This is a genomic window from Microcoleus sp. PH2017_12_PCY_D_A, from assembly GCF_020738565.1.
Taxonomy (GTDB): domain Bacteria; phylum Cyanobacteriota; class Cyanobacteriia; order Cyanobacteriales; family Microcoleaceae; genus Microcoleus.
In genome coordinates, this window is the sequence record NZ_JAEQCI010000019.1 from 24964 (window position 1) to 42264 (window position 17301).

Sequence of the window (17301 nt, forward strand, 5' to 3'; positions counted from 1 at the left end):
CTAAAACAACTCTCGCATTAATCTTAACAATTTTTTGCCCGTCGCTTCCCAATTAAATAAATCCGCCGTCTCCCGAGCTTTTTGGGCTACCTGAAAACGCCTGGGATCTTCGACAATTTTTCGCAACTGTTCGCGAACAGACTGAACATTTGGTTCTGCCCAATGAGGAGCATTTCTAATTTTTAGATACTGAGTATCGTAACATTCTCCGACGGGAATTAGATCGTAAGCAATGGGATAGCAGTTAGCAGTATTGGCGTACTCCGTCGGCCCGCCGTACAGAGTCATGGCGACTGGTAAACCCGCAGCAAAGGCATCCAAAATTTTAATCGCAAAACCTTCGCCGCGAAACGGAGCCAAAAAAGCATCTGCTGATAAGTATAAATCCGCTAGTTCTGTTTTAGTGAAAAATTTAGGCTTTACCTCTATTTTCGGCTTTAACTTGCCGAATTGCCTTTCCATATTTATGATATGTTCGGTTATCGCATCAGGATTTTTGCCACCATCTTTGATGATTAACTCTACGTTGGTATCATCTTGAAACTCTTGATAAAATGCTTGAATTGCGAGATCCGTGCCAAATCTATACAAGTCAAAAGAATTGGTCATGTGCAGAATATATTTTATATCTTTTTGGGTTTTTGGCCGTCTGGGAGAATAGAGTTGCGAAATTAAAGGATTGAAACCTAGAGGTATGACGGAGACTTTTTGGGCCGGACATCCAGCTTGGATTAAAACGTTTTTAGAATATTCACTGACGGCTAGGATGTGGGATGAATTGTTAACAGCATCGTAAATCCAGTAATCATAATCATCATCATTTCTGGCGAATTCGTAATTGATGGCAAAAAATTCTAAGTTGAGGTGTCCGTTGAGTTCTTTTAAAAAGAAAGGTTTCCAGTAATGAGACCATTTTAGCTGAAATAAATCTGATGGTGCGGAGTTCATCCACTTGGCTAGGAGGTGGTTTTCTTCGGCTGTGGAATTGCGGGTGACGTGAGAGGCGATTTCTGAGGGTTCGACAGAAATAGGAATCCCCATTTTGTCTAAGGTTTTCGCCAGGGATAGGGTGATGTCGGCGAAGGAATTAAAGTTTTGAAAGCCGACGTTAAAATGAACCATAATAATTAGTCATTAGTCATTAGTCATTAGTCATTAGTCATTAGTGAGTTATTGTAGGGTGCGTCAGATCGGAATGTGACGATTGCAGACAGATAATTCGCGGTCTGACGCACCCTACGGTTTGTGAGGGTTTGTTAGTTATATAGCGGTTCTCAAGCGTGGTTACGACTTAAATCTAAGATCGGCAATGGTACGATCGTGCTAAGAGGCCGATCGCACTAAAATAACTGTACAGTCGCATCCGCGCGCCACAGCCTCTGGGATGTTCCCCTGAATCACCTGTTTGAGGAGCCCTTCGCGACTGGCTCCGAGGACGATCGCATCGCATTGATCGTTTTGAGCCAAATCAATTAAAGCATCTGACACCGACTTAGCGCAAACCGCCGTCGCTATTACCTCACAACTAACCCTGCGCTTGATAAAATCCGCAGCTTGTTTTAATTCTACGCGATCGGGTTCTGCAACATCCGGCTGATGAACTTGACACAATTTAATCTCCGGTAGAGCACTGGCAGCCACGAAAGCAGGTAACAGCCGCAATGCCGCAGCTTGCTTGTAACTGCCGCGAATTGGTACTAACCAGCGCTGTAAACCCATCAGCGTGTGCAATCCCAATTCTGGCGCCGGAATGTCGGAATTAGGCGAGGAAAATTCTGTCTCTGGTGTCGCTGATGAATTTGATGTCACAAATTGAGAATTTTCTGCGTCATCAACCCCTGCGGCATTTAACTGCCATTCTGTAGGCGCATATTCCCGCGCGCTGCTAGCTGCTAAAAACTCATTTTTCGAGGGTGTTACTAATAGTTTTTCGCTCCATTTAACTAAAACTACTTCGCAACCTGCTTGCCGAATTACCGTATCGACAACATCGCCAAAAATGCGTCCAGTTGTGGATAATTCGCCTTGCCAGCCCATCAAAATTAAGTCAATGTGACGCTCCCTAATTGTCTCCAGAATCGCGTTAGGCACGTTGTGAGCTACCCGTATTTGGGTGTGTACTGGCAAGTTCCAATTGCGAATTATGCGCTCGGCTTGTTGCAGCAGGCGGCGGCTTTTTGTTGTTCGCACTGTGCTTTCTGAGGGGGAACTGTTGCGCGGTACTGTGATGATTTGCAGGCATTCTAATTCGTAATTGCGATCGCGCGCGATGGCGGCCGCCAGCCGCAGCAAAGCAGGTGCTGTTTGCGGGTTGGAAAGCGGCACTAATAATCGACCGTTTCCGACTTGGGGGGCTCGGGTTTGATAGACTACATAGGATGGTTCTGGATGGGGGCCTTGGGTGGTTTCTCCGCTGAGGCGATCGGATTCTACTCGGATAATGTCGCTGCGGGTAATAATTCCCACCAAACGGCGACCTTCTACCACTGGCAAGCGGCTGATATTGTAGTTGTTGAGCCTGTACAAAACCTCGCTTAAAGTATCGGTTGCTTTGACTGCGATCGGCTGTGGAGTCATAAATTCTTTCAGCAGCGATTTGCCGGAAAAATTGCGCTTGGTGGCATTTGCTAAATCGGTTTGACTGACAATTCCCACCAATTTGCCGCCTTCTACTACTGGAAAGCCGCGGTGGTGCGATCGCGAAAAAGCCTGGATCGCTTCATCGAAAGTCAGCAGACTCGAAAGAGTTTCAACTCGGCGCTGCATGACGTTAGCTGCGATCAAGTCGCTGAGAGTATCGGTGGCAGGTTTTGCCTTGGTTAGTTGAATGCCGTTAAACTCCAAAAGGCGATCGTACAAAGAGCCGCTGTCTACCTTTTCTGCAACTAAATAAGCAACAACAGAACAGATCATCAAAGGTAGCACCAATTTGAAATCCGCCGTAATTTCAAACACAATAACTACCGCAGTAATCGGCGCCCTCGAAACCGCGCAAAAAAACGCTCCCATGCCCGCCAAAGCGTAAGTTGCTGGCAAACCGACGCCCAGGGAATTTGCTTGCACAATTCCCACTAAATGACCGAGTGCAGAACCTATAACTAGAGAAGGAGCAAACAATCCTCCCGGAGCTCCTGAAGCAGCAGAAATAATTGTCAGAAAAAAATGAGCGACAAAAGCAATTAGACTCGTTATACCGTTAGCTTCTCCGGTCAGCAAAAACTCCCGCAATCCCGTATTGTTGCGAAAATTTTCTGGCAGAAAAGCTATTACTGAACCGCAGATTATACCAGCGAGAGCAATTCGCACAGGCAAGCCTAATTTAAGCATTCGCCTGTTAAATTGCAAGGAAGCAATAATCCCTTTGCTAAATAAAGCTCCCAGCAATCCGGCTAAAATTCCTAACAGTATGTAGAAGGGAATTTCTTGAGCTGCAAAACTGGTTGGGTACTCGCGCAGGTTCAAATTCAAAGAATCGCCGCCCAAAAGTTGCGAGACAACTGCACCGATAAATGAAGCGATAATTGCAGTCCCTAAAGTCAATCCCGAAACATCGTGCAAAAGTTCTTCAACTACAAACAAAACTCCAGCAATGGGAGCGTTGAAACCAGCAGCTAATCCCGCCGCAGCGCCGCAAGCAATCAATTGCCGGCGGTAGTCTGGGGAAGTCGGCATCAAGTGACCGATCCAGCCTGCTAAGGATGCTCCTATTTGGACAGTTGGGCCTTGCCTTCCTAAAGTTAAACCGGAACCAACTGCTAAAATTGTGGTCAGAAGTTTGGCGACTGCTACTCGCAAATCTAAGGAAAGATTGACGCCGCCGAGAGCAGCTTTGACGTGGGGAATGCCGCTCCCAGCAGTTTCTGGAGCCAAACGTTCAACCAAGAAACCTGTTAGCAACCCGCCAAATAAACCAACGCTGGGTAGTAATATCCAAGCGGGAATTAGTGCGGAGCTAGCAACTCGCCAACTGCCTAGCCATCCGACTCCTAATTTTAGCAATACGCCTGCTAGTCCGGCAACCAAACCGATCAGGCAAGCTTCAAAGATAGCGAGGCGTTTCGGTCGTAAAAACAGTTGAGATTCGATGACCCTGGAAGGTTCCCTAAGTTGTTTAGGGATAGTAATGTACGGCATAAATAGCGTAGATGGCCTGCAAATTTTCGGCTCGGTTCGACTTTAGCAAAAAATCCCTCGCTTTGGGAAAATATAATTAATTTTTAACCGCAGATGCACGCAAATCAACCCGGATGAATTCTATATATTTATGGAACCCATTTGATATGTTGCGAGCATCGACTGATTGCGATCGCAAAGCAGCAGTCGAGCATCACAAGTACCGAAGAACTATTTCCCTGATTTGTTGAGATTCACTTTGCTGAGGATGCGATCGCCCACTTGGCAAATTCAATTCCAACAACATAAAAATATTCAAAAGTCAACCCTCAACCGCCATCATCGCCAAAGATCCGACTTTTCCGAAATAAATTTTTATTTCCGGGAAATTAGTTGAGCGATCGCCAGAGATAATATGAAAAAATATATCTGATGGGGGATGCGATCGTCCTTTCGGGAGTTAAGGCTGATTATTTGCTGTCGGTTTCGGGGAATGTGACTAGCATTTTCCTTAAAAAGGCCGGTCAGCCGGACGATCTAATTGCAACTGTGCAAGGGGTGACGGATCTAAATCTCGATCGCCCTTATTTCACTTTCATCTAGGCTGTAGCGGTTGTTTTTACCGCTGATTCACGCACAATAACGCAGATATTTTCATAAAATATCTGCGTTATTCTATGTCTATCTGCGGTTTTTTGAATATCTGCGATCGAGGTCGTAGATTATTGAGGCGCGGATTGTGTGCCTTGAATTTTTTTAATTAAATCTAGCACCTTTTGAGAACTCTCATTGTCTCCTTGTTTCTGAAATAAGTCGGCGGCTTTCTGAAGATCTGCGATCGCTTCTTGCCTGTCTCCTAATTGGGCGCGTACACCACCGCGGCCTATGTAGGCTGGTGCATTATTGGGGTCAATTTTTATGGCTTGGTTGTAATCGGCGAGGGCTGCTTGATTGTCTGCTAAGATATAGAGGATAAAACCCCGCTTGATGTATGCTTCGGCATATTGGGGGTCAATTTTTATGGCTTGGTTGTAATCGGCGATCGCAGCCTGATTATTTTTTAACCTTAAGTGGGTAACACCGCGGTTCAAGTAGGCTGACGCATTGTTGGGGTCAATTTTTATGGCTTGGTTGTAATCGGCGATCGCACTTTGGCTGTTTCCTAAATCATCCCGGGCATTACCCCGGCCGATATAGGCATTGGCATAATTAGGATTAAGCGCGATCGCTCGATCGTAAGCCTCTATAGCACCCGGATAATCTTTTTGGTGGTACTTCTGGACACCCAGATTGTAAAAATCTTCCGCTGTTTGCTCGATCGCCAAAGGCTTGCCGGCCAAACGCACAGACAAATCCACTGGATCGTCACTGTGAATCTGCACGGCGATCGATTTGGTATCTCTGGCGTAAACCGCGGGCGATTCGGCGATGAAAATAGTTGCAGTTAGACCAATTAATGTCAGTGATAGTCTCTGATGTAAGTTCATAATTTTAATCAAATATTGAGTATTTTTGCAGAACTGTCAAAGCTGAAAAATTCGGTTTTTCCAGAGGCGGTAGAGGTGGTAGATTATTGAGTGAGGAGTTTATGGGTTTAGATCTTGAATTTCTTTAATTTGGGTCAGGATCTTTTGGTAAATATCTGGGTTTCCTTGTTGCTGAAATAAGTCGGCGGCTTTCTGAAGATCTGCTAATGCACCCTGCTTGTCTTTTAAACTAAGGCGGGCAATACCCCTGTTGTAGTAAGCTCTGGCATAGTTGGGGTTAATTTTCACGGCTTGGTCGTAATCTTGGATCGCACCCTCCTTGTCTCCCAATCTCGATCGAGTAACACCGCGGTTGTAGTGGGTATTAGCATCGTTGGGTTTAAGTTTCAGGGATTGGTCGTAATCGGCAAGTGCACCCTGCCTGTCTCCTAAATCATCACGGGCATTACCCCGATTTGTGTAGGCTGCGGCCTCGTTGGGATCAATTTTTACGGCTTGATCGTAATCGGCAAGTGCAGCCTGCTTGTCTCCTAATATATAGCGGGCATTGCCCCGAGCCATATAGGCATCAAGATAATTAGAACTAAGCTCGATCGCCCGATCGAAATCCGCGATCGCACCCTGATAATCTCCTTTGTCGTACTTCGCCACACCCTGCTTATAAAATTCCTCAGCTTTGGGATCGATCGCTGCAAGCTCACTCCCAGTGCCCACTCTCAAATCCGCTCGACGAGCATAATTATCAATCTGCACTGCGATCGATTTAGCTTCTTTGGCGTAAACTAGAGGGGATTGGGAGATAAAAATAGTTGCAGTTGCCACAATTAATGTTGCTGGTAGTCGGCAGAGTAAATTCATACTTTAAGTTGAAATTTGAGTAGTGGTCGAGACAGTTTGATCCTCAAAAGTTCTATCTTCCCATGGATCGCTGCGGTCAATTTTTGAGGTATTTATGGTGATTGTTGAAGTCTATTTATGATATTTATTGCCTTTTCGTAAAGAACTTTATTTCCTTGTTGCTGAAATAATTCTGTGGATTTCTGAAGATCTGCGATCGCACCCTGCTTGTCTTTTAACCTCGATCGGGTAATACCCCGATTGTAGTAGGCTAAAGCATAGTTGGGGTTAAGTTTGATGGCTTGTTCGTAATCGGCGATCGCACCTTGACTGTCTCCTGAGTCATCCCGGACATTGCCCCGATTGACGTAGGCGGTGGCATTGTTGGGGTTATTTTTGATGGCTTGGTCGTAATCTGCGATCGCACCCTGTCTGTCTCCTGACTCATCGCGGAGATTGCCCCGATTGATATAGGCATTGGCATCATTGGGCCTCATTTTGATGGCTTGGTCAAAATCTGCCTTCGCACCCTGCTTGTCTCCGGAGTTCGATCGGGCAACACCGCGATCGTTATAGGCCTCGGCATAATTAGGGTTGAGTTTGATCGCTTGATTGTAAGACTCTATAGCACCCTGATAATCTCCTTCTCTGTACTTGTCCGCACCCTGATTGTAAAACTCTTCCGCTGTTTGCTCTTTTGCCAAAGCCTCACTCGCTACCTGCGCGCCCAAATCCACCTTCGTTGACGCCAACAATCTCAAATTTTGGTCGATCGGAATTGTCAATGAAAAGCTTTTATTTTCGGCATAACTCGGTTGACAATTTACTAAACCTGTGGTTGTTGAAACAACTAATCCTGTCAACAGTCCAGTCAAGATTTTAAACTTCATGCTAATCTCCATCTTTTGGCAATTTCAAGCAACTATTTTGACATTGGCGGTTATTTAGGCGATCGCCTCCACCAACGTTTGCAAATCCGGCACTTCTAAATCCGGCTGGGCGCTGGCCGGCAGTGTCGCACCAAATCCTGTTCGATCGTATCTCCGATTTACCCAAACAGTTGAAATTCCCATCGAGGCGGCTGGTACCACGTCGTGATACAGGCTTTGAGCGACGTGCAGGAGTTTTGACGGTGGTATGCCCATTCTGTCGATCGCCATTTCAAAGTTGCGAGTTGACGGTTTGTACGATCGTACTTGTTCGGCAGTAATTACCCAATCGAATTCAACTTTTAAATGTTTGGCAGTACCAACAAACAAATCGTCATCAATGTTGGAAATTACCGCCAATTTATATTTTTGCTTGAGCGCTTTCAAAGCTGCGACAGTATCCGGGAATGGCTGCCAATTTTTGATCGACTCAACCAAACAATTAATTTCTGTCGCCGATTCAGTTTCCGTCGGTTCAAAACTAAATTTTCTACCAATCTCTTTGACTATTTCTTGCAAAATTTCCCGATATTTGATATACTCACCCTTGTCTTTTTCCAGTTCCGATTCAAACTCAGCAAACATCTCTAAAGTTCCGTCATCGCTAAAATCGATTTCGCGGTTGGACAGCAACTGTTTCAAGACTGGCAATATCCCACTTTCCCAATCTATGAGGGTGCCATAGCAGTCAAAACTCACAACTTCAAATTGATTAAAATCTAACATCTGTCATTCCTCCTATTTTATCGAGACTGAGCCAGTCCAACCTATAGAAACCGATTTTTTACCGAAAGGCGAGAGGAAAGCCCCGCTTTTCAAGGCTGGGGATGAACTCGGCTGCGACGACCGTCGCCAGCCAAGCAATTCCACGGCTGTCTTCGGCAGAGTGCGCTATTGAGTAGTAATTCATCAAAAATATTTATCTGTTTTGTTCTGGATAAAACTATGTTATCATAGCTCAATGATAGTTAGAGAAGCCAAGCTAAAACACGGTACAGCAGAGCAATATTCTGCCATTGATGACGCAATCCGAACGGCCCAGTTCATTCGGAACAAAGCCCTTCGCTATTGGATGGATAATCAAGGTACGAGTAAAGCCGATCTGTACAGTATATGCAAAGACTTAGCCAAAGAGTTTGATTTCGCTAAAAAGCTCAACTCCGCAGCTAGACAGGCTAGTGCCGAACGTGCTTGGGCTGCTATCTCTAATTTCTATAAGCGATGTAAAAAAGGTGTAGGCAAGAAAGGTTTTCCCAAGTTTAAAAAACATTGTCGCTCTGTTGAATACAAAGTTTCAGGCTGGAAACTATCGGATGATTGCAAATCGATCGCATTCACCGATGGCTTTGAGATCGGAACATTGTCGATATTCTGTAATAATGAAACACAGGAAGATTTGCATAGGTTAAAAATTAACCGCCTGCGGATTTTGCGTAGAGCAGATGGGTATTATGCTCAATTCTGTTTTGATGCCTATCGTAAAGAGCAAGGGAAATATTCAGGTAATGTTGTCGGGTTGGATCTAGGACTGAAGTTTTTCACCAAAGACCAAAATGATAATGCCGTGATATATCCGCAGTTCTTGAGAAAAGCCGCGCAGCGACTCAAGAAAGCCCAACGCCAATTAAGCAAGAAGTTTGTGAAGGGTGCTAAACCTCAATCAAAGAACTATCACAAAGCGCGAAAACGACTAGGCAAAATCCATCTGAAAATTCAACGCCAGCGGAAAGATTGGGCAATTAAACAAGCTCGAAACGTAGTGATATCTAACGATGTCGTGGTGTATGAAGATTTACAGATTGCGAATCTGGTCAAAAATCATCATTTGGCCAAGTCAATTTCGGATCCTGGCTGGTATCAATACACTCAATGGTTGGACTACTACGGCAAGATTTGGGATAAAGTAGTTGTGTCAGTATCGCCAAACTATACGTCTGTTGATTGCTCTAATTGTGGTCATAGAGTGAAAAAATCTCTTAGCACTAGAACGCATTCATGCCCTAGTTGCAAGATTGAGATTTGTCGCGATACGAATGCGGCTTTAAATATCTTGCACAAAGGATTGAATATTCTCGGTGTTGAGTGGAATAAACACAGTACCTCTGGGCAAGAGGAATCTGCCGAGAAATCGGGAAAGCATGGGGAGAAGACCACCGCTGCCGTTGATAAGCAATTTGATACTGTAAGTGGACTTCGATGAACCATGAATAAGAATCCCCCCGATTCATCGGTGGGGAGTATGTCAAGGTTGATATTCAGCAAAAATTTCAATCTTCCCAACAATATTGCGATTAAAGTCTGCCAACTCTTCTGCTGGAATCCAATACTCTTGATGAATTGAACTTCCGACAGTTTGGATGGGATATTTATTCAAGAATTCAGCCAAAACACGAAACCTCGTTACATAGCCAAAATATCCCGATGCTGCATCTTTGGTATTCCAATCTCGCGCAATTTGTATCGCGTATGCTTTGTGAAGTACGGGATAAAAGATAGGCTGAAAAGACAATCGCGGCGGAAAGGCCAGAAAATCGCTTTCTTTAATTAATTCCATTTCTTTTTTCCCGACGGCTCTAAACAGAGTTACCGTCTCTTTATCTGATATGTTTATATTTTTAAACCAATCTTTCCAAGCCTCCCAATTGTGAACTATTTTAGCCAGTTCCTTATAACCAGCAGCCTGAGGATGGGAACCGTCATTCTTGGTAAGTTCTTCGATCCAAATCTCTGATTTTTCCAGCGGGGTACAAATATCCAAATAAGGCACATTTAACTCGCCACAAACTTGGGAAAACTGAGCGGATAAAGTGGCGATTCTGATTGTGCGCTCTACATCAATGACTGGCGGTGGCCCTATCATTAAAACTGGCACTCTTTCTTTCGCAGAGCTGAGAATATAGCGGATATTTTCAAGGGATTTGTCAAGTAAGACGCGAGTTTTCCCATTTTCAAAATAAGTGTCGTTGACGCCAAAGGAAAATACTATTCTGCCGTCGCAGTAGTGAGGTAAGCGACAAGAAATTTCGCTGAACCACCGAGTTTCTATATCCGTACTGGTTTCTCCCCGCACTCCTAAATTATAGTAGGTGATATCCTGTCTTTGCCCGCTGGCTGCCGCACAAACACGTCCTGTCCAACCAAGATATTTGGGGTCGCCCGTACCATTGACAAAAGAGTCGCCGATAAAACAAATACGCATAACTATTTTTGATTTGGGATTATAGTGAGCTTGTCTGGTGTGTCAAGGCCTAACGATTTTTCTTTTTTATTTTTTGATTGTAGCACCAGATAATTGAGCCAGTAAATAGATAATTAGGGATATAAAAATTAACATTCATGTCGTTTGGTTAACGGTGCATGGATGTTATCTAATGGTTGGGGTGGTGCGTGAAAGTAAGTAGTCTCATAGTTTGGATGTGAATATTTCCCTATGTGACTCATTACCGATTACCAATTATATCGTGTCGGAGCAATTAATCGCAGGACAAACCGTTCGTAGTGCGGACTTTAGTCCGCTTTCCGGCTGCGGACTAAAGTCCGCACTACAAACCTTTGTTGTTATGGTAATCGACCGGACATGATATTACCAATTCCCATAAATTTAGTTTTTGCCGGTGACGGACAATCCCTCTACAATTACAGATGGTGTGTGGCAAGAACCGTTCCACTCGGAGTCTCCTCCTAATTCTACCAATTGTTTGAGGACGCTGTAGACGTTGCCGGCTACCATGGTGTCTTTGATTCTGCCGATTATTTGACCTTTTTTGACTCTGTAGCCGAGATCGACGTTAATTGAAAAGTCGCCGGAAATTCCGGCACTGCCGCCGAGCATTTGATCGATGACAATACCGTCGTCTAATTGAGTGATTAAGTCAATTAACGATCGCGAACCTGGTTTAATGAGAACATTAAACAAACTCGGCGTTGGATAGCTGCCCAAACCGGGGCGAAATCCGTTGCCGGTGGTGCCGCTTCCCAAGGCTCTACCGGTGGTGCGATCGGTATAAAATAGCTGCAATACTCCGCTGTTGATAAAGACGATCGCCCGAGTGGGAGTACCTTCGTCATCAAAAGGACAGCTATAGGGCCCGATATCCGGCTGCTGCTTAAGAGTGACAAGGGGTGAAGTCACTTGTTGGCCCAATCGATCGCTCCAAGGAGAAGCGCCTTCGAGTACCTGTTTGCCGTTTAATGCCGCACAGACAGTCCCCCACAGCAAATCGGCGGCTTTGGCTGTAAACAGTACCGGCACGCGCCCGGTGGCGGTGGCTACATTTTCTTTCGCCCATTCCAACCGCTGCAAAACCCGCTGGGCGCTGGTGGTTAAGTCGAGCCTGCCGCGTTCGGTTTCGCCATCCCAAATGTTGAGGAAATCTTCGCCGCGGACTAATTCTGCTGACAAGTAACCGCTGAGGGTGGTGTCGGTGTGGCTAGAATCCAAGCCTAGGGTGTTCAGCAAGCGGGTGCTTTCGATTTCGCAGTCGAGTTCGGCGGTGCAGAGGCTTTCTGGATAGGCTTCGCGGACGATCGCGATCGCCTCTTTTCCCCAGTTTACTAGCTGTTCGGCTGGGACTGACACTCCGCGATCGGGATAAACAACCGTCTCACCGGTGCCGAGTTCGATAGTTTCCGGTTCGTTGAGTTGAGAAAGTGCGATCGCGCGATCGACCAAAATCTGCGGTTCCACGGGCCCGTAGGCCACCGCCAAACCCGGCCGCCCGTCCCGCCACAGTCGCAGCGCAATGCCTTCTGCTTGGGCAGTTTCTAGCTGTTTGAGGCGGTTTGCTTCAAAAAAGACCGGTCGCGAGAGCGATTGCGATTCCAATACCTCAGCAGCTTCGGCACCTGCTTTGGTGGCTAATTCTAACAGTTGTTCTGCTGATTGGTGATTGGTCATTGTTGGTGGTAGTTGACAGTTGACAGTTGACAGTTGACAGTTGACAGTTGACAGTTGACAGTTGACAGTTGACAGTTGACAGTTGACAGTTGTTAGGAAAGCAGTTGGCAGTTATCCGTTGTCATTGGAAGCAATTATCAATTATCAATTACCAATTACCAATTACCAATTACCAATTTTTTGGCGACCGAGGCTATATCATTTATTACCAAGCATCGACTAAATAGTTAGTTCGTGCAGCAGCCAAAATCCAGCAAAAGATTCCGATTGTGGATTTGACTGAATTGCTAAAAAGTGTACTTTTTTGGCTTGTTGTTTCGCCGCTTCAAATGATGCCGCTTCTTTCTCAGTTGCTGCGTCTCTGAGATTAGCTATAATCCAGCGATCGTTAGCTCCCGTATCTAATACCAGCCTAGGGATAGGGGCGCTGTCATATCTGAGAAAAGCCAATTCCAAACCCGACATCCAACCTGCTAAAGCCGTTGCTCTCGATGAGTAGATGATTAATCCTGGAATTTGTGTTTCCGGCGCGAGGCGTGTCATCGGGAGCCCGAAAGCTTCGCCAAATCCAATATCCCACTCGGACATTTCATCAAAAGCTGCGATCGGCAAACTCACAAACGTCCATTTTTCGCCGATTAAGGCATCCGGCAGCGCTACGGGCGTTTCGGGTACAAATTGAACGCTCGGGTTCACAACCGGCTGATAGCCCGGTTCTGAGGGATAAACGTCTTGCATCCGTTCTTCCAGCCACAGGCCCAGGGCGAGGGTGCGGCGGCTGCACGCTGAGGGAATATCCAATTCCTCGCAGGCTTTGGTAATCATGTTCGCCATTTGGCGGCGGAAAAAGCGGATTTTTTCGGGTGGTTTCGGTGCAGAGGCGATCGCATCTTTAATTGCACCAGCCAGCCACAGGGAATTCACGGTTGTACTGGGGCACAATTGCGAATAGCGAAACAGAGATTCTGCCTTGTCGCCTACATTCAGCGGGCTTTCGCAAATCAACACTTCCCATTTTTTTTTCCCTCGCTCGTCTAGGATTGGACGGCTGTAAAAGTCGAGTTCCCAAATAGTAGCCATGCCGCGCTGTTAAAAATTAATCCTTTCTCATGTTACCTGACATCGGGCAGGTTTCTGATGCTGAGAATTTAAGACTGATTTTTGCTCCCGGGCGATTTTGCCGGAATACGGCTGCGATCGGATGTCAGGCATCTGGCGTTGCATCTTTGCTGCGCCGAACACCCGCCGACAATAGGTTCCCTATTTGCGATCGGCAAAAAAAGATTTTTAGTTAGTTGCAAATATCATAGATATTATGCAGTTTTTGTACTCCACGCACCAATAATAATCAGTAAAAAATTCGGTGCCGGCGGCGCTCTAATAATTAGTAAAAAATAGGTTTACACCTAACACCTGCCATCAAATGTAGAAGTTTTATTTGCCAACCCTGTTTCTGCTTAATCCCGCATTTAAAAAAAATTAATATTATAAAAGATTTACTTTGTTTTGTCAAAAGACAATTTGTCAAACTTAATTTTTGCCATTATATCATCTCTGTCAAAAGACTAAGCGTAAAACTTATTTAAGCAGTCATCATTGATTAAAATTACGTAACCAAGGGAAATTTCAAGTTTTTTAGGTTTATCTTACGTAAGCAAACCTAATCTCAAAGATTAACAAACTAAATGGCAGACCAAACAGAATCCAATTACGGGACCGTCAGAGCTTCTCACATCGGGGATATGATTCCCAACGATCTCCGAAAAACTATCGACAAAAGCAAAGCTGGTGCAGACAACTTAAGAGGTGCGAATTACCTCACCGTTGCCCCCGGCATCGTTCTACAAACACCTAGCGGTCAAACTGTAGGCTCAGCCGCAGAAGATTTAAGTGCCATTGGCAAGCACTTTAACAGTACGATGACCCGCGAACTAATGGGAGATAGCGTCCAAATACCCGATGTTTTACTGGGTAACTCAGTCAAATCAAGAGTCACCGATACTCTCAACTTTGACAGCCTGACAAATATGGCCATTACTATTAATGTTAGCGACTTTGGCGACGCAAATGTGATTAGCGATGCCAGCCAACTTAAAAGCTTATCTAGTATAATGAGTAGTGCGGCTCTAGGAGCGAAAGAAAATCGCTTTGTGGATGCAGACAATGCCGATAATCTCATAGAAATTCAATCCTCAGATGCAGCACAATCAGGAGGACTTCGCGCTTTCGGAGGCAACGATCAAATCGTCGGAACCAAGGGTAACGATATCGCTAACGGAAACGCTGGTAACGATACAATGTTTGGCGCTGCCGGCGATGATATGTTTCACGGAGGACAAGGAAACGACCTGATTGATGGCGGTGAAGGCAATGATATAATTATGGGCAATCAAGGAGACGACTACCTGCTGGGCGGAGCGGGAGATGATGTCATCCGAGGCGGTGCTGGCAGTGATATGGCGATCGGAGGTGCGGGCAATGATATCTTGATTGGCGATGCTGGCGCGGACTTCTTAATGGGGGGAGAAGGTGCAGATCAATTTATTTTGCGGGGCGATACATTTACTGCTGGTGCAGCCTTTGCCGATCGCATTCTCGACTTCAAACCCAGCGAAGGCGACACCATCAAAATTGCTTACCTTAAAGGCACATTAGGGATGGACAGCATCAGTCTTGCCTCGGTTGATGTCAACAAAGACGGGATTGCCGACACTGCCATCCTCTGTTCCTGCGGTGATGTTGTCGGGGTTATTATGAGTACAGATCCGTCAAAAATTAACGTCAGAACTTCTATCTTCATGGCCGGGCCTCAAGACTCAACCCTCAGCCAAATCGGATAGAATTTTTAATAGTTATAGTCCTGGACGCATGGGGGCCGAGAAACCGGGTTTTTTACGAAAAGAGGCGTTGTAGTCCACAGATTCGGTAAAAAACCCGGTTTCTGACTGCCCGTGCGTCCAGGAATTTTATTGGCGCTTTGCTGGAACTGCCTTTACAGAATTGGCGCTACAATCAAAAGTAAGAGTTTAGCTTGATGCCATGAGACAACTCATTCTCGAAAAGATTGTTTCAACCCTCCAACCTTTAGATTTTGTTCTCGCTTTGTGGCAAGGAGGTTCAGCAGCCCACGGCTACACAGACGAATGGTCAGACCTCGATATTGCAGTTGTGGTTGCAGATAACTCCGTCGAACAAACCTTTGAGATTGTAGAAACAACCCTCGCCGAAATTTCCGAAATAGAACTCAAATATCGAGTTCCCGAACCAGCTTGGCACGGTCAATCTCAATGCTTTTGGCGTCTCAAAGAAACTCCGCCCTTCTTGCTAATTGATTTTGCCGTTTTCCGGCGCAGCAGCCGCAACGATTTTCTGGAAATTGAGAGACACGGACAAGTCCCGTGAAGCGAAGCTATCCCGTAGGGAATCGCCTTTGACAAAGCCAATCTAATTGTACCTGCTCATTTGGATACAAACAAGCATTTTTCCCAAATGCTAGCCAGATTCAACGAAATTAAAATTCGTTTTGATTTGCTGCAACCTTTGGTGAAAAAAGAGATATATCGCGGGCATTTAGTAGAGGCGATCGGCAACTATCACGATTGGACGCTTCTACCCTTAATCGAACTGCTGGGCACGATCTACCGTCCCCACAGATACGACTTTCAACTCAAATATTTCACCCGAGATTTTCCGCCCGCAATAGTCGATCGCGTCACACCGCTTTTCTGCATTGCCAATCTCGAAGATTTGGCCGCAAAACAGCAAACAGCCGAGGACTTTTTTGCAGAAACCTTACCCCACGCAGAAGCTAAATTTAACTCTCAGAATGCCCGAGAAGTACCGTAATGCGCTAAAGATTTCGTTCCGAAAGCGATTAATATAGTAGCATCTACCTGAAAAATTAACATCCCATGACAAAACTCAGCGTCAACATCAACAGAATCGCCCTCCTCAGAAACTCTAGAAATATCGGCATTCCCAGCGTTACCGAAGCTGCAAAAACAGTAATCGCCGCCGGAGCCCACGGCGTTACAGTCCATCCCCGCCCCGATGAAAGGCACATCAAAGCTGCCGATGTTTACGAATTAGCCAAAATGCTAACCGTCGAGTTCAACATCGAAGGAAATCCGTTTCAGCCGCCATTTATGGATATAGTTTGCGATGTCAAACCCGCTCAGTGTACCTTAGTGCCGGATGCTCCCGACGTGCTCACCTCGGATAGCGGTTGGGATATTCCCGAAAATCGCGATCGCCTGTTACCAATTATTGAAAAATTAAAAAACAACGGCATCAGAGTCAGCTTGTTTATGGACGCAGATGCTGCTCTCATGCCCCTAGCAAAAGAAGTTGGAGCAGACCGAGTAGAGCTGTACACGGAACCCTATGCAACTGCTTTTCGTGAAGGGAATGTAGAATCTGTTTTTCAACAGTATGTTTTAGCAGCTAAAGCGGCTCAATCTGTAGGTTTGGGAGTGAATGCCGGACACGATCTAAATTTGGAAAATTTAGCTAAGTTTTGCTCTATTCCTGATATACTAGAAGTCTCGATAGGTCATGCTTTAATTGCGGAAGCGCTAGAAATGGGCTTGTCGAACACGGTAAAAGCTTACCTAAAAATTCTCTCAGGTTTGTAGTAGAAATAAACCTCGCGTGGGAGGGCTAGTTTTGCACAAAAATTATCACTAAACCCGCCCCTGGTATCTACAAAGCATAGGAACCTGTCATTGTAGACTGCCCGATTCTGGGCAAATTAGGATCGTGAATTAAATAATTTACACGTATTTGTGGGATGGGCGGGAGAGCCCGTCCTTTAGAGACGGGCTCTCCCGCCCATCCCACAAGAACAAGAAAAATTGTACGTTATTTAATTCTCATTCCTTAATAGCCCGAATGTGCGATCGATCCCTGCACCCTAAAAGCCGATCGCCCTTTAGAGACGGGCTCTCCCGCCCATTCCACAAGAACAAGAAAAATTGTACGTAACAGTAGAGACCGCCGTCAGGCGTGTCAAGGGCATTTTCGCGGTAGCAAGATCGAT

Annotated in this window: 15 protein-coding genes; 6 read left to right on the top strand and 9 right to left on the bottom strand. The window is 45.6% G+C overall.

All coding sequences use genetic code 11. The features are described 5' to 3' along the window. Positions 1–1122 (bottom strand): glycosyltransferase family 4 protein, encoded by a 1122-nt coding sequence (locus tag JGK39_RS04545; RefSeq protein ID WP_293249270.1) that lies wholly within the window; start codon positions 1120–1122, stop codon positions 1–3. Positions 1123–1323: 201 nt separating this feature from the next. Beyond that, positions 1324–4134: a chloride channel protein gene (locus JGK39_RS04550; protein ID WP_293249273.1), complete on the bottom strand. Its 2811-nt coding sequence runs from the start codon at positions 4132–4134 to the stop codon at positions 1324–1326. 411 nt (positions 4135–4545) lie between these two features. Here JGK39_RS04550 and JGK39_RS04555 point away from each other — a divergent pair, with 411 nt between their 5' ends. Beyond that, positions 4546–4716, top strand: coding sequence for a hypothetical protein (locus JGK39_RS04555; RefSeq protein WP_293249276.1), 171 nt, complete (start codon positions 4546–4548; stop codon positions 4714–4716). Positions 4717–4835: 119 nt separating this feature from the next. On the opposite strand, the gene JGK39_RS04560 is transcribed toward JGK39_RS04555, so the two are convergent. The 4 genes from JGK39_RS04560 to JGK39_RS04575 form a co-directional block, all read right to left on the bottom strand. Beyond that, on the bottom strand, positions 4836–5600 hold the full coding sequence (locus tag JGK39_RS04560) for a tetratricopeptide repeat protein (protein WP_293249279.1): 765 nt from the start codon (positions 5598–5600) through the stop codon (positions 4836–4838). Positions 5601–5699: 99 nt separating this feature from the next. After that, entirely contained in the window at positions 5700–6458 is a 759-nt protein-coding gene (locus JGK39_RS04565; RefSeq protein WP_293249282.1) for a tetratricopeptide repeat protein, read from the bottom strand. 92 nt (positions 6459–6550) lie between these two features. Further along, a complete protein-coding gene (locus JGK39_RS04570; protein ID WP_293249285.1) occupies positions 6551–7327 on the bottom strand; it encodes a tetratricopeptide repeat protein in 777 nt (258 codons plus the stop codon). Between the two features lie 54 nt (positions 7328–7381). After that, positions 7382–8092, bottom strand: a complete 711-nt coding sequence (locus tag JGK39_RS04575; RefSeq protein WP_293249288.1) for a haloacid dehalogenase type II — start codon at positions 8090–8092, stop codon at positions 7382–7384. A 235-nt stretch (positions 8093–8327) separates the two neighbouring features. Here JGK39_RS04575 and JGK39_RS04580 point away from each other — a divergent pair, with 235 nt between their 5' ends. Continuing rightward, a complete protein-coding gene (locus JGK39_RS04580; protein WP_293295840.1) occupies positions 8328–9566 on the top strand; it encodes a transposase in 1239 nt (412 codons plus the stop codon). 42 nt (positions 9567–9608) lie between these two features. Here the strand turns inward: JGK39_RS04580 and JGK39_RS04585 are convergent, their stop codons facing one another. From JGK39_RS04585 to JGK39_RS04595, 3 genes are all read right to left on the bottom strand, one after another. Further along, entirely contained in the window at positions 9609–10565 is a 957-nt protein-coding gene (locus JGK39_RS04585; protein ID WP_293249294.1) for a GDSL-type esterase/lipase family protein, read from the bottom strand. Between the two features lie 402 nt (positions 10566–10967). Beyond that, positions 10968–12263: a TldD/PmbA family protein gene (locus tag JGK39_RS04590; protein WP_293249298.1), complete on the bottom strand. Its 1296-nt coding sequence runs from the start codon at positions 12261–12263 to the stop codon at positions 10968–10970. A gap of 219 nt (positions 12264–12482) precedes the next feature. After that, positions 12483–13343 carry a Tab2/Atab2 family RNA-binding protein gene (locus JGK39_RS04595; RefSeq protein WP_293249302.1) on the bottom strand — a complete coding sequence of 287 codons (861 nt, stop codon included), beginning with the start codon at positions 13341–13343 and terminating at the stop codon, positions 12483–12485. Between the two features lie 605 nt (positions 13344–13948). Between JGK39_RS04595 and JGK39_RS04600 the strand changes: the two genes are divergently transcribed. The 4 genes from JGK39_RS04600 to JGK39_RS04615 all read left to right on the top strand — a co-directional run bounded on the left by JGK39_RS04600 (position 13949) and on the right by JGK39_RS04615 (position 16897). Beyond that, complete coding sequence (locus tag JGK39_RS04600) at positions 13949–15103, top strand: calcium-binding protein (protein ID WP_293249305.1); 1155 nt, start codon at positions 13949–13951, stop codon at positions 15101–15103. A gap of 199 nt (positions 15104–15302) precedes the next feature. Further along, the gene (locus tag JGK39_RS04605) at positions 15303–15665 is read left to right on the top strand and encodes a nucleotidyltransferase domain-containing protein (protein WP_293249308.1); all 363 of its coding nucleotides are present in this window, start codon (positions 15303–15305) and stop codon (positions 15663–15665) included. An 87-nt stretch (positions 15666–15752) separates the two neighbouring features. Then, positions 15753–16109, top strand: a complete 357-nt coding sequence (locus JGK39_RS04610; RefSeq protein ID WP_293249311.1) for a hypothetical protein — start codon at positions 15753–15755, stop codon at positions 16107–16109. A gap of 65 nt (positions 16110–16174) precedes the next feature. Then, complete coding sequence (locus JGK39_RS04615) at positions 16175–16897, top strand: pyridoxine 5'-phosphate synthase (protein WP_293249314.1); 723 nt, start codon at positions 16175–16177, stop codon at positions 16895–16897. Positions 16898–17301 lie beyond the last annotated feature (404 nt).